Origin of the sequence: Clostridium sp. C2-6-12, assembly GCF_009928485.1 — a bacterium.
Taxonomy (GTDB): Bacteria; Bacillota; Clostridia; order Clostridiales; family Clostridiaceae; genus Clostridium.
Genome location: NZ_JAABNP010000025.1, coordinates 17,892 through 30,932, shown reverse-complemented (window position 1 = coordinate 30,932; position 13,041 = coordinate 17,892). Strand labels below are relative to the sequence as shown.

Below are 13,041 nucleotides of genomic sequence, written 5' to 3'. Positions count from 1 at the left end.
TAAAAATGAATGAAGAGTTTGTAGGTGCTCTTAAGGAATTAGTTAAGGAAAAGGGGATTTGTGAGGATTTACTTTTCACAACAATTCAAGATGCAATGGTTGCTGCATATAAGAAAAATTATGCAAATGCTAATACAAATGCACAAAATGTAAAAGTAAATATTGACAGAGAAACTGGAGAAATACATGTATATGCTCAAAAAACAGTAGTTGATGAGGTATATGATGATATAACTGAAATTTCTCTTGAAGAAGCAAAAGAAATAAGTCCTAAAAGTGAAGTTGATGATATAATAAGTATAGAAGTAACTCCTAAAAACTTTGGAAGAGTTGCAGCACAGCTTGCAAAACAAGTTGTTACTCAAAGAATTAAAGAAGCTGAAAGAAGCATAATATATGACGAGTACAAAGAAAAAGAATTTGACATAATTACAGGTACAATATTAAGAAAAGATAAAGGTATTGTATTTGTTAACTTAGGAAAGTTAGAAGGTATAATAGGTCCTAATGAACAAATTCCAAATGAGGAATATAAATTCAATGAAAAGTTAAAACTATATATAGTAGAAGTTAAAAATGGAAGCAAGGGACCACAAATTCATGTTTCTAGAACACATCCAGGATTAGTTAAAAGATTATTTGAGCTTGAAGTACCTGAAATTTTTGAAGGTGTAGTTGAAATTAAAAGTATTTCAAGAGAAGCAGGTTCAAGAAGTAAAATAGCAGTACATTCTAATGATGAAGAAGTAGATCCGATGGGAGCTTGTGTAGGTCCTAAGGGCGTAAGAGTACAAAGTATAGTAAATGAATTGAAGAATGAAAAGATAGATATAATCAAATGGAGCAAAAATCCAGAAGAATTTATAGCTAATTCTTTAAGTCCAGCAAAAGTCTTAAGCGTTGATGTTGATGAGGAAACTAAATCAGCTAAGGTTGTTGTTGAAGATAATCAGCTTTCGCTTGCAATTGGTAAAGAAGGTCAAAATGTAAGACTTGCAGCTAAACTTACAAATTGGAAGATAGATATTAAGAGTAAGTCACAAAAAGAAGCTCAAGATGAAGAAGATGAAAGAATTTTAAATACAGAAGTAGAAATTGAAGCTGAAAAAGCTACTGATTTAAATGAGTTAGAAGTTTCAGAAGAAATTGAAGTTGATGATTTAATTGATACAGAATCTTCAATTGAAAAAATAGAAGAATAGTGAGGTGCTTTTCATGAAGGTTAAGAAAATTCCTTTAAGAATGTGCACTGGCTGCATGGAAATGAAGCCTAAAAAAGAATTGATCAGAATAGTAAAAACTCCAGAAGGAGAAGTATCAGTGGATTTAACTGGTAAAAAGTCAGGCAGAGGTGCATATATTTGTAAAAGCACAGAATGTCTTGAAAAAGCATTTAAAACTAAAAGGCTTAGTAGAAATTTAGATATTTCTATAAGTGAAGAAATTTATGATAAATTAAAGGAAGAAGTAAGCAATGAATAAGTTTTTTAACTTTCTAAGTATTGCTAAAAAATCAGGAAACTTGCTTGAAGGTTATAGCAAGTGTGATGATTACAGAAACAATACTAAGATTTATATGTTTATAATATCTAATGATTTGTCAGATAAATCAAAAACAAAATTTAAAAAGCATTGTATTGAAAAAAATATACCATATATTGAAGATTTCTCAAAAGAGGAACTTGGAACTCCAATAGGTCGTAAAGAGATAATGTTACTTGGGATTCTAGATGGCGATATAGCAAAGAAGATGTTATCGCTATATGAGGAGGAAAAATATATGAGTAGAGAATAATATGGGGGTGACTGCATGTCAAAAATAAGAGTACATGAATTAGCAAAAGAACTTAACATAGAGTCAAAGGAATTAATAACTATATTAATGGAAGAATTTAATATAGAAGTAAAAAATCATATGAGTACAATTGAAGATGAAGATGCTGTATTAATAAAGGAATTATTAGCAGGTAGATCAGAAGAAGAAGCGACAGCATTAAAAGAAAAAGCAGAAGGTTCAAAAAGCATCGTAGATGTATATGAAGATGAATTGGCAGATCAGCTTAATAAAGCAAGCAAAAAAAAGAAAAAGACTAAAAAAGAAGAAGCTTTAGAAGCAGAAGCTAAAATGAATAGTGAAGGTACTCAAATAATTGAAATAGGTAATAGTATAACAGTTAAGGAATTAGCTGAAAAATTAAATAAACCTACTAACGATGTAATAAGAACTTTAATCTTCAAAGGCGTTATGGCTGGAATAAATCAAGAAATAGATTTTGAAACAGCTGAAAAAGTTTGCGCTGAATATGAAGTGTTAGTTGAAAAGCAAGAAGAAATTCAAGAATTAGAAGTTGTTGAGGTTGAAGAAGATGATGAAGAAAATCTTCAAAAGAGACCACCAATTGTAACTGTTATGGGACACGTTGACCATGGTAAAACATCGTTACTTGATTGTATAAGAAAAGCAAAGGTTACAGATACAGAAGCAGGTGGAATAACTCAACATATAGGTGCGTACACTATTACATTAAATGGAGAAGAAATAACATTCTTAGATACTCCAGGACATGAAGCTTTTACAGCAATGAGAGCTAGAGGAGCACAAATCACTGACGTTGTTATATTAGTTGTAGCAGCAGATGATGGAATCATGCCACAAACTAAAGAAGCAATTGATCACTGTAAAGCTGCAGGAGTTCCTATAGTGGTTGCTATAAATAAAATCGATAAGCCAGGTGCTAATATTGATAGAGTTAAGCAAGAACTTGCAGAGCATGGATTGCTTACAGAAGATTGGGGCGGAGATACTATAAGTGTAGAAGTATCTGCAAAACAAAATTTAAATATTGATAAGTTACTTGAGATGGTTCTTCTTTCGGCTGAAATGCTTGAATTGAAGGCTAATGAAAACAGAAGAGCAAGAGGAACTGTAATTGAAGCTAAACTTGAGAAAGGTAGAGGTGCAGTTGCAAGTTTATTGGTTCAAAATGGAACTTTAAGAGTTGGTGATTCAATTCTAGTTGGTTCTACATATGGTAGAATAAGAGCTATGTTTGATGATACAGGTAAAAATATTAAATCAGCTGGTCCATCAATCCCAGTAGAAGTTTTAGGTCTGTCAGAGGTACCAGAAGCAGGGGATAGATTTAACCAAGTTAAAGATGAAAAAACTGCAAGAAACATGGCAGAAACTAGAAAAGAAAAATTAAAAGAACAAACTTTACTAGCTAATCATAGAGTTTCTTTAGAGGATTTATATAATCAAATTAAAGAAGGTAAAGTTAAAGAATTAGCTATAATAGTAAAAGCGGACGTTCAAGGTTCAGTTGAAGCTATTAAACAATCTTTAGAAAAACTTTCTACTGATGATATTAAAGTAAGAGTAATTCATGGTGGTGTTGGTGCTATAACTGAAACAGATATAACACTTGCAAATGCATCTAATGCAATAGTTATTGGATTTAATGTAAGACCTGATAATAATGCAGCGTTCCAAGCAGATAGAGATGGAGTAGATGTAAAAACTTATAGAATTATCTATGATGCAATTGATGATGTTAAATCAGCTATGATAGGAATGTTAGAACCTGAATATAGAGAAGTTGTATTAGGTTCAGCAGAAATAAGATCAATATATAAGATTTCAAATATCGGAACAATAGCTGGATGTTATGTATTAAATGGTAAGCTTCAAAGAAATGCGGAAGCAAGAGTTATAAGAGATGGAATTGTTATTTTTGAATCTAGACTATCGTCACTTAAAAGATTTAAAGATGATGCAAAAGAAGTTAATTCAGGTTATGAATGTGGTTTAACTATAGATAAATTTAATAACATCAAAGAGGGAGACATTGTTGAATGTTTCATGATGGAAGCAATTAAGAGAAAAGAACTTTAAAAGAGGTGAAATAAACATGGCCAATTATAGAGGTGGAAGAATTAACGAAGAATTCAAAAGAGAAATTAGTAACTTAATTCAAAATGAAATCAAAGATCCAAGACTTACAGCTATGATTTCTGTCACTGATGTTAAGGTTACTAAGGATTTAAGATATGCTAAGGTTTATGTAAGTATATTTTCAAAGGATGAAGAAGAAAAGAAAGCTAATCTTGAAGCACTAAAGAGTGCAAGTGGTTTTATAAGAAAAACAGTAGGACAAAAAATTAATTTAAGACACACCCCAGAAATAATAATTGAATTAGATGATTCTATAAATTATGGTATGCATATGGATGAATTGATTCAAAGGATAAGTAAACAATAATGGGTTTACATGCAATTAAAGAGGAAATTTTAAAATCAAAAAGAATAGGGTTATCGTTTCATACATCACCAGATGGAGATGCTATAGGAAGTTCACTTGCACTTCTTAATGCACTAAGATATTTAGGGAAGGATTCATATATTATATCAAGAGATGTTATTTCAGATAACCTCTCTTTCCTTTCTTTATCTAATGAAGTTGATGGGAACTTAACAGAACCAAAGCTGAATACTGATTTGGTAGTTGTATTAGATTGTGGAAATGTTGACAGAATATCTGCAGATTTAAGTGGTTATAATGGTAAAATAATTAATATAGATCATCATATTTCAAATGAAAATTATGGCTTTATTAATTATGTTGATATAAGTGCAGCTTCTACTTGTGAAATAGTATATTTATTAGTAAAAGAACTTGGAATTAAGTTCGAAGATAAAACTAATGAAGAACTGGCTATAGGCAGAGCGATTTATACAGGAATTGTAACAGATACAGGTTCTTTTAGACATTCAAATGTTACGAGTAAGACTCATGAGATATCAGCAAATCTTATAGAGCTTGGAATTGATAACAGCAAAATTCATAGCAATCTTTTTGATAATAAACCTTTTAACAAAGTAAAATTAATGGGAAGTGTTTTATCCAATATAGAACTTGCTTTAAATAACAAGGTGGCAGTCCTTCAAATACCACAAGGAATGCTAGAAGATTTTAATTTAGTAAATACAGATACTTCAGATATAATTTCAGTTGGACTAGGAATAAAGGGAGTAGAGGTTTCTATGCTTTTAAAAGAAGTTAAAGATGGAGTTAAAGGCAGCTTAAGATCTAAAAATGATATAGATGTGAGAAAAGTTGCCGAAGTATATGGTGGCGGCGGACATATAAAAGCTGCTGGTGTAATGCTTAAAGATATGAATATTATAGAAGCTAAAGAAAAGTTGTTAAATTTACTTAAAGAAGAATTAAATATATGAAAATGAAAACCTTAGATATGAAGAAGGGAACTGAAACTTCGCATATGAGAAAAGAAATACAATCTTCAATAATTAATGACAAAACAAAAACTTTATCTGTTAAAAGAGAAAAGTTAAATATAAATGGAGTACTAAACGTATTTAAAAATAAAGGAATGACTTCTTTTGATGTGGTTAGAAAAATAAAGTTTTTAGCCAATGAAAAGAAAGTTGGACATACTGGAACTTTAGATCCTGAAGCAACAGGTGTTCTTCCGGTTTGCCTTGGAAAAGCTACCAAAATAATTGATTATATTATGGATAGTAGAAAAGTATATGAAGTTAAATTGTTACTTGGAACTAAGACAACTACATATGACTTAGAAGGTGAAGTGATAGAAACTAAAGAGACAAAGCATCTTGCAGAAGAGGAAGTATCTAAAGTTATACTATCTTTTATTGGAGAATACGATCAAATTCCACCTATGCATTCAGCGCTTAAGAAAAATGGAGTTAGACTTTATGAATTGGCTAGACAAGGCATTGAAGTAGAAAGAGAAGCTAGACGGATTAATATATCTAATATATCTGATTTGAAATTTGAGCTGCCATATGTATATATGAAGGTTGAATGCTCTAAAGGAACTTATATTAGAAGTTTATGCTATGATATTGGTGAAAAACTTAATGTTGGCGGAACTATGGCTAGTTTGAACAGATCTGAAACATCTGTTTTTAAACAAGAGAATAGTGTTAATATAGAAGAATTAACTGAAGAAAATATACAGGATTATATAATAAATATTGAAGAAGCTCTTTCGTTTTATCCTAAAATCATAGTAAATAGTTCATTTACTAAGCTTTTAGTAAATGGAGTTAAAGTTTTTGATAAACGTCTTACAAATGAAAGCAGAGAAAAAAGTATTTTATATAGAGTGTATGATAGCGAAGAAGTATTTATAGGACTTGGAAAGCAATATGAAGATGGTTTTAAAATTGAAAAGTTGTTAATTTAGGCTAATATGTTTTGGTTATTTTATATTTAGGAATCACCAATGTATTTATAAGATTGGCTAATGTTATTAATATGCCTTAATATGGGAGTGAAAAGATGATTATTATTAATAAAGATTTCGAGGATATTCAAAGTTCTAATAATTATATAGCTCTTGGAAGTTTTGATGGACTTCACATTGGACATCTTTCCTTAATATATAAGGTGGTGGAAGTTGCAAAGAAAAATAATGGGAGAAGCATTGTTTTTACATTTAAAAATCATCCTAAAACTCTTATAGATAAGGGAAATGTACCAAAACTTTTAATGGATAATGATAGAAAAGTAGAAATTTTAAAAACTCATAAGGTTGATATTGTTTGTTTTCAGGAATTTAATCTTGAGTTTATGAAAATGTCACCTAAAGAATTTATTGAATTTTTAGTTTTTAAATATAACATAAAAGGATTTGTTGTAGGATTCAATTATAAATTTGGATATAAAAATTTAGGAAATGTTGAACTTTTAAAAAGTCTTCAAAACGAGTATGGCTATGAATTATATGTTATGGGCCCGTGTACATATAAAGATGAAATTGTAAGCAGTACCAGAATAAGAAAAGCTTTGGAAGAAGGGGATGTATTTGAGGCCTCTAAGATGTTAAGTCTGCCATATACCATAAGCGGAGAAATTATTCATGGAAGACAAATTGGAAGAACTATAGGTTTTCCTACAGCAAATTTAAAATATAAAGAAAATTTTATTCTGCCTAAAGAAGGTGTATATTATACCAATGTACTGGTGAATAATAATATATATAAAGGTATTACTTCTATAGGAAGCAATCCTACAGTAGATGGTAAGATTGTAACATTAGAAACATATATTTTGGACTTTGATAGAGAAATATATGGAGAAAAAGTAGAAGTAAGTTTTATAAAAAAAATTAGAGACATGGAAAAATTTAATGGAGTAGAAGAATTGAAAAGTCAACTGGAAAGAGACAAGATTTTCGCTCAAAATGAGAATTACATGTCGAGTTTAAGAATATAGTTTACAATAATAGTTACTTTTGATATAATAACACAGGGAACCTAATTCTAAGTTTTAAGGTGCCATCTTTTTACTTGGAACTAGGGGATAATAAATATAATACACGGAGGTGCACTTATAATGGATAAGGCAACAAAATTAGAATTAATCAAAAAGTTTGGAAGAAGTGAAGGAGATACTGGTTCACCAGAAGTTCAAATAGCATTACTTACTGAAAGAATCAAAGCTTTAACTGAACATTTAAAAGTTCACAAGAAAGATCACCACTCAAGAAGAGGTTTATTAATGATGGTAGGTCAAAGAAGAGGTCTTTTAAACTACCTAAGTGATCAAGATATCGAAAGATACAGAACTTTAATCAAAGAATTAGGATTAAGAAGATAATTTTTAGAGCGGAGTTTTCCGCTCTATTATTTTAAAAAGATAAGCCCATATGAAAAGAGTGGCTATGCCACAATACGGAACTTATCCCCTATGAAAAGAGTGGCTATGCCACAATTAGGAACTTATCACATATGAAAAAGCAGCTATGCTGCAAAGCGGACTTCTCTGAAATAAGGAAGTTTTCACATATAAAAAGAGTAATTATTCTACAATGCGGAATTTCTCTGCAATTGAGAACTTAATAAAGTTTAATATATATGATTCTAAAGTATATAAATTTAGAATAAACCTAAAAGGAGGTCAAGATTATGAATAACGTTCTAACGACTGAAATCGCTGGAAGAGAATTAAAAGTTGAATTCGGAAAAGTAGGTATGTTATCAAATGCAGCAACATTTACTAGCTATGGAGATACAGTGATTTTAACTAATGTTAATGCATCGGAAAAGCCAAGAGAAGGAATTGATTTCTTTCCTCTAAGCGTTGAATATGAAGAAAGGCTATATGCAGTAGGTAAAATTCCAGGTGGATTTATTAAGAGAGAAGGAAGACCATCAGAAAAAGCTATATTAAATGGAAGAGCTGTTGATAGAACTCTAAGACCTCTATTTCCAAAGGGATACAGAAATGACGTTCAAGTAGTAAATACAGTAGTATCTGTTGAAAAAGACAACTTACCAGAAATCCTAGCTATTAATGCAGCATCACTTGCATTATGTCTTTCAAGCATTCCATATACAATTCCGGCAGCTGCTGTTCAAGTTGGAATTATCGACGGTAAATTCGTTACAAATCCAAATACTGAAGATCGTGAAAAAAGTATTCTTCAATTAACAGTATGTGCAACAAAAGAAAAAGTAATGATGATTGAAGCTGGTGGAAATGAAATTCCAGAAGACACAATGATAGATGCAATTAAATATGGTTTTGATGAATGTCAAAAAATCATAGCATTCCAAGAAGAGGCAGTAGCTAAATTTGGAAAGAAAAAGGATGAACCAGTATTATATTCTGTAGATCCTGAACTTGAAAAAGATATTAAAGAATTTGCACATGATATGGTTAAAGAAGCTATGTATATCATGGATAAAGATGAAAGAAATGCAGCTATAGATGAAGTAAATGCAAAAGTCAATGAAGAATTTGGTGAAAAATATGCTGAAAAATCAGGGGAAATAAAAGAAGTTCTTTACAATATGCAAAAGAAAGTTGTAAGACATATGCTTTTAGTGGATAAGAGAAGACCTGATGGAAGAGCATTTGATCAGGTTAGACCACTAGGGTGTGAAGTTGGTATATTACCAAGAACACATGGAACAGGATTATTTACAAGAGGTTTAACTCAAGTAATGACTGTTGCAACACTTGGATCAATTAGTGAAATTCAAATATTAGATGGAATAGATGAAGCGCAATCAAAGAGATACATGCATCATTATAACTTCCCAGGATACAGTGTTGGTGAAGTAAAGCCATTAAGAGGACCAGGAAGACGTGAAATTGGGCATGGAGCATTAGCTGAAAGAGCTCTTGAACCATTAATTCCTTCAGAGGAAGAATTCCCATATACAATAAGACTAGTTTCAGAAGTATTAAGCTCAAATGGTTCAACATCACAAGCATCTGTTTGTGGTTCAACATTAGCATTATTAGATGCAGGTGTACCAATTAAGAGACCAGCGGCTGGTATAGCAATGGGACTAATAACATCTGAAGATTTATCAGAAGAAGCAGTACTTACAGATATTCAAGGAATAGAAGATTTCTTTGGAGATATGGACTTTAAGGTGGCAGGAACAACTGAAGGTATAACATCAATTCAAGTTGATACAAAACTTCAAGGATTTTCTTTCAATGTAGTAGAAAATGCTATTAAAGATGCAAGAAAAGCAAGACTTACTATAATTGATAAAATAAATGAATGTATGTCAACACCTAGAGAAGATGTTTCTTTATATGCACCAAAGACTCAAATAATCAGCATAAACCCAGATAAGATTAGAGATGTAATTGGAGCTGGCGGTAAGGTTATCAACAAGATAATCCAAGATACTGGTGTTAAGATAGATATAAAAGATGACGGTACAGTATTTGTAAGTTCAACAGACCATGAAGGTGTGAATGAAGCTATAAAGATAATAGAAGGTTTAACTAAAGAAGTTAAAGCGGGAGAAGTTTATTTAGGTAAAGTTACTAAATTAACTACATTTGGAGCTTTTGTTGAAATTTTACCTAGCAAAGAAGGATTAGTTCATATTTCTAAATTAGCTAAGGAAAGAGTAAACAAAGTAGAAGACGTAGTTTCAATTGGAGATGAAATTCTAGTTAAGGTTACAGAAATAGATAGCCAAGGCAGAATAAATCTTTCTAGAAAAGACGCTCTAGTTGAGCAAGAAAATAATGAAGATAAATAAAGGGCAATTAATTGCCTTTTTTTTTCTAAATAGGAGGGCAAAGAATGATGTATAATACATATACCCTTAAAAATGGACTAAGAATAGTAACAGAAAAAATTGAATATTTAAATTCAATCAGTGTTGGAGTTATGGTTCAAAATGGTTCGAGAAATGAAAGTTCAGAAGTAAATGGAATATCCCATTTTATTGAGCATATGTTCTTTAAAGGTACAAATAAAAGAACTGCAAAAAAAGTAATGGAAGATATAGAAAATGTAGGTGGTCAAATTAATGCTTTTACAAGTAAAGAGGCTACTTGTTATTATGTAAAAGCATTAAGCACTCATTTAGATTTATCCTTAGAAGTACTTTCAGATATAATTTTAAATTCGAAATTTGATCCGGAAGAAATAGAAAAGGAAAAAGGTGTAGTAATTGAAGAAATTAATATGAGTGAGGATTCTCCTGAAGATGTGTTAGATGATGTTCATTCTAAAGCGTGTTTTGGAGAAGGTGAATTAGGATATCCTATACTTGGAACTATTCCTTTAGTAAAATCATTTACAAGAGAAAAAATAGTGCAATTTATTAATGACAAATACACACCTTATAATTCAGTAATATCTGTTTGTGGAAAATTTGATGACAAGGAATTAGAGGATTTAATTAATAAGTATTTTGGTTCATGGGAAAGTAAAAATCAATATAAACCAGAATATAATGATACAATACTCCATATTGATTCTGCATATGCTAAAAAGGAAATTGAGCAATTACATATTTCTTTAGGTTTGGAAGGATTACCATATGGAGATGAAAAAAATTATGCACTAGTGCTTCTTAATAATATATTTGGAGGAGGAGCATCTTCAATTCTATTCCAAAAAGTAAGAGAAGAGTTAGGGTTATGTTATTCTATAGCTTCATATTTACAGCCTTTTCAAGGTATAGGGACATTAAATATATATGCAGGTTTAAATAGAAATTATGGAGAAAAAGCACTAGAGGTTATAGATAAAGAAATAACTCTATTTAGTAAGAATGGAATTACAAAAGAACAACTTGAAATAAATAAAGAAAAAATTAAGGCAAATTATATTTTGGGGCTGGAAAGTACTAGTTCAAGAATGTTTTCAAATGCAAAAACATATTTATTTAGAAATCAGATAAAAATTCAAGAAGAAGTAATAAAGAAAATAGATGAGATAAATGAAGAAAGTATTCAATATGTTTTAGATAAATGCTTTAAAAAGGGAGTTCTAAATACAGCTTATGTTGGTCAGGAAGTAGAGTATGATAAATTAAACTCTATAATTCTAAAAAATACAAAGGCTTACGATAATTCAAAACACAATACTATGATTGAATTATAAAAATAATGTAATAATAAACCTCCTTTTCTCATATTATTTTATGAGTACCAAAGGAGGTTTTTGTTGTGGCTGAAGAAAGTAAAATAAAGTATTTAAGTGAAATAGAGAGATATGAGCTTATAAATATTAATGATGGGGAAAAATATGATTACCTATTAAATAATGATTTAATAATAGATGAAGAAGGTAATTTCAAATATCTAATTATTAATTTAAGTGGGGGCAGATTAAATCTTTTTAATAGCAAAGATTTTTTGGAAATTCCATGGGAATGCGTAAAAAAAATTGGAGCTAAAACTATTATATTAGATGCAGATGATGAAGTAATTAAAAAAGTAAGGCTATAATTAGGAGGAAACAAAATGAAAATAGTTGTACAAAAATTTGGAGGAACTTCAGTATCCACTGATGAAAATAGAAAGAGAGTAGTTGAAAAGGTTAAAAATGCTATCAAGGATGGATATAGTCCTGTAGTAGTAGTGTCAGCTATGGGGAGAAAAGGAGAACCATATGCTACAGATACATTATTATCATTAATAGATGATAAATTTAAAAATTCAAATAAATTAGCTCAAGATTTATTAATGTGTTGTGGAGAAACCATAAGTTCTGTAGTTATGAGCAGTTGCTTATATAATGCAGGAATTGATGCAATGCCTCTTACTGGAGGACAGGCGGGAATAATAACAGATAGTAATTTTACAGATGCTTCTTGTATCGATGTTAAGCCAAATAAAATATTAGAATTTATATCCCAAGGGAGAGTACCAGTTATAACTGGTTTCCAAGGAATGAGTGAAAATGGATATTTAACTACTCTTGGGAGAGGAGGAAGCGATACTAGTGCATCTATTTTAGGCGTTGCACTTAAGGCTTCAGCTATTGAGATATATAAGGATGTAGACGGTATAATGACAGCTGATCCAAGAGTTGTAGAAAATGCTAATTTAATAGATGTAATAAGCTACTATGAAGTTTTCCAATTAGCTGATAAAGGAGCAAATGTAATTCATCCAAGAGCAGTAGAAATTGCAATGGAAGGAAATATTCCAATATTGATTAGAAATACAATGAATGATTGTAAAGGAACTTTAATTAACAACTTTGGAGATAAACAAAATGATAGAATAATGACTGGTATCACAAGTCAAAAAAATAGAGTTCAAGTTTCAATTAAAGCTTGTGATAATGAAGGTAATTCTAAATATAAAAATGTTTTAGATTTACTTGCAGCCAATAAAATAAGTTTAGATTTGATAAATATATTTCCAAAGGAGCAAATTTTCACCATAAACCAAAAAGATAAGGATGTTTTAGTAAATATTCTAAACAACGCTAAATTAAAATATAATCTTATAGAAAATTGCAGTAAAATTGCAGTTATCGGATCAAAGATGAAGGGGATACCAGGAGTTATGGCTAAGATTATAAAGGCTTTAAGTGATAATTGTATTGAAGTACTTCAAACAGCAGATTCTCATATGACTATATGGTGTTTAGTTCATTCTAAAAATGAAAAAGAAGCAATAAATGTTTTACATAAGACTTTTAAGTTATAAAGGTACCATGTTATAGAATATTTAGTTAAGAATTAAAATCTTAAATTATGAATAAAAAAAATCC

13 protein-coding genes are annotated in these 13,041 nt (G+C 30.2%); all 13 read left to right on the top strand.

What is annotated here, in order from left to right; translation table 11 throughout:
* Positions 1-5: 5 nt before the first annotated feature.
* Entirely contained in the window at positions 6-1,202 is a 1,197-nt protein-coding gene (gene nusA / locus GXK56_RS18740) for a transcription termination factor NusA (RefSeq protein ID WP_160690213.1), read from the top strand.
* Positions 1,203-1,215: 13 nt separating this feature from the next.
* Positions 1,216-1,482: a YlxR family protein gene (locus GXK56_RS18735; RefSeq protein WP_160690211.1), complete on the top strand. Its 267-nt coding sequence runs from the start codon at positions 1,216-1,218 to the stop codon at positions 1,480-1,482.
* Entirely contained in the window at positions 1,475-1,795 is a 321-nt protein-coding gene (locus GXK56_RS18730; protein WP_160690209.1) for a ribosomal L7Ae/L30e/S12e/Gadd45 family protein, read from the top strand. The genes GXK56_RS18735 and GXK56_RS18730 overlap by 8 nt, the downstream gene beginning before the upstream one ends.
* Before the next feature lie 15 nt (positions 1,796-1,810).
* Complete coding sequence (gene infB / locus GXK56_RS18725) at positions 1,811-3,895, top strand: translation initiation factor IF-2 (protein ID WP_160690207.1); 2,085 nt, start codon at positions 1,811-1,813, stop codon at positions 3,893-3,895.
* Positions 3,896-3,911: 16 nt separating this feature from the next.
* Positions 3,912-4,262: a 30S ribosome-binding factor RbfA gene (gene rbfA, locus GXK56_RS18720; protein ID WP_160690205.1), complete on the top strand. Its 351-nt coding sequence runs from the start codon at positions 3,912-3,914 to the stop codon at positions 4,260-4,262.
* Positions 4,262-5,239, top strand: coding sequence for a bifunctional oligoribonuclease/PAP phosphatase NrnA (locus GXK56_RS18715; protein ID WP_160690203.1), 978 nt, complete (start codon positions 4,262-4,264; stop codon positions 5,237-5,239). The genes rbfA and GXK56_RS18715 overlap by 1 nt, the downstream gene beginning before the upstream one ends.
* A gap of 119 nt (positions 5,240-5,358) precedes the next feature.
* Positions 5,359-6,234: a tRNA pseudouridine(55) synthase TruB gene (truB, locus tag GXK56_RS18710; protein ID WP_160690338.1), complete on the top strand. Its 876-nt coding sequence runs from the start codon at positions 5,359-5,361 to the stop codon at positions 6,232-6,234.
* A 95-nt stretch (positions 6,235-6,329) separates the two neighbouring features.
* Positions 6,330-7,265, top strand: coding sequence for a bifunctional riboflavin kinase/FAD synthetase (locus GXK56_RS18705; RefSeq protein WP_160690201.1), 936 nt, complete (start codon positions 6,330-6,332; stop codon positions 7,263-7,265).
* A gap of 120 nt (positions 7,266-7,385) precedes the next feature.
* Positions 7,386-7,649, top strand: coding sequence for a 30S ribosomal protein S15 (rpsO, locus tag GXK56_RS18700; protein WP_160690199.1), 264 nt, complete (start codon positions 7,386-7,388; stop codon positions 7,647-7,649).
* Positions 7,650-7,957: 308 nt separating this feature from the next.
* Complete coding sequence (locus GXK56_RS18695; protein WP_160690197.1) at positions 7,958-10,063, top strand: polyribonucleotide nucleotidyltransferase; 2,106 nt, start codon at positions 7,958-7,960, stop codon at positions 10,061-10,063.
* A 47-nt stretch (positions 10,064-10,110) separates the two neighbouring features.
* Entirely contained in the window at positions 10,111-11,418 is a 1,308-nt protein-coding gene (locus tag GXK56_RS18690; RefSeq protein WP_160690336.1) for a pitrilysin family protein, read from the top strand.
* Between the two features lie 65 nt (positions 11,419-11,483).
* Entirely contained in the window at positions 11,484-11,765 is a 282-nt protein-coding gene (locus GXK56_RS18685) for a YlmC/YmxH family sporulation protein (RefSeq protein ID WP_160690195.1), read from the top strand.
* A gap of 15 nt (positions 11,766-11,780) precedes the next feature.
* The gene (dapG, locus tag GXK56_RS18680; protein WP_160690193.1) at positions 11,781-12,977 is read left to right on the top strand and encodes an aspartate kinase; all 1,197 of its coding nucleotides are present in this window, start codon (positions 11,781-11,783) and stop codon (positions 12,975-12,977) included.
* Positions 12,978-13,041 lie beyond the last annotated feature (64 nt).

Coding starts and splice junctions, on each gene's coding strand:
- nusA (WP_160690213.1), top strand. CDS start 6: ATGAATGAAGAGTTTGTAGGTGCTCTTAAGGAATTAGTTAAGGAAAAG.
- GXK56_RS18735 (WP_160690211.1), top strand. CDS start 1,216: ATGAAGGTTAAGAAAATTCCTTTAAGAATGTGCACTGGCTGCATGGAA.
- GXK56_RS18730 (WP_160690209.1), top strand. CDS start 1,475: ATGAATAAGTTTTTTAACTTTCTAAGTATTGCTAAAAAATCAGGAAAC.
- infB (WP_160690207.1), top strand. CDS start 1,811: ATGTCAAAAATAAGAGTACATGAATTAGCAAAAGAACTTAACATAGAG.
- rbfA (WP_160690205.1), top strand. CDS start 3,912: ATGGCCAATTATAGAGGTGGAAGAATTAACGAAGAATTCAAAAGAGAA.
- GXK56_RS18715 (WP_160690203.1), top strand. CDS start 4,262: ATGGGTTTACATGCAATTAAAGAGGAAATTTTAAAATCAAAAAGAATA.
- GXK56_RS18705 (WP_160690201.1), top strand. CDS start 6,330: ATGATTATTATTAATAAAGATTTCGAGGATATTCAAAGTTCTAATAAT.
- rpsO (WP_160690199.1), top strand. CDS start 7,386: ATGGATAAGGCAACAAAATTAGAATTAATCAAAAAGTTTGGAAGAAGT.
- GXK56_RS18695 (WP_160690197.1), top strand. CDS start 7,958: ATGAATAACGTTCTAACGACTGAAATCGCTGGAAGAGAATTAAAAGTT.
- GXK56_RS18690 (WP_160690336.1), top strand. CDS start 10,111: ATGTATAATACATATACCCTTAAAAATGGACTAAGAATAGTAACAGAA.
- dapG (WP_160690193.1), top strand. CDS start 11,781: ATGAAAATAGTTGTACAAAAATTTGGAGGAACTTCAGTATCCACTGAT.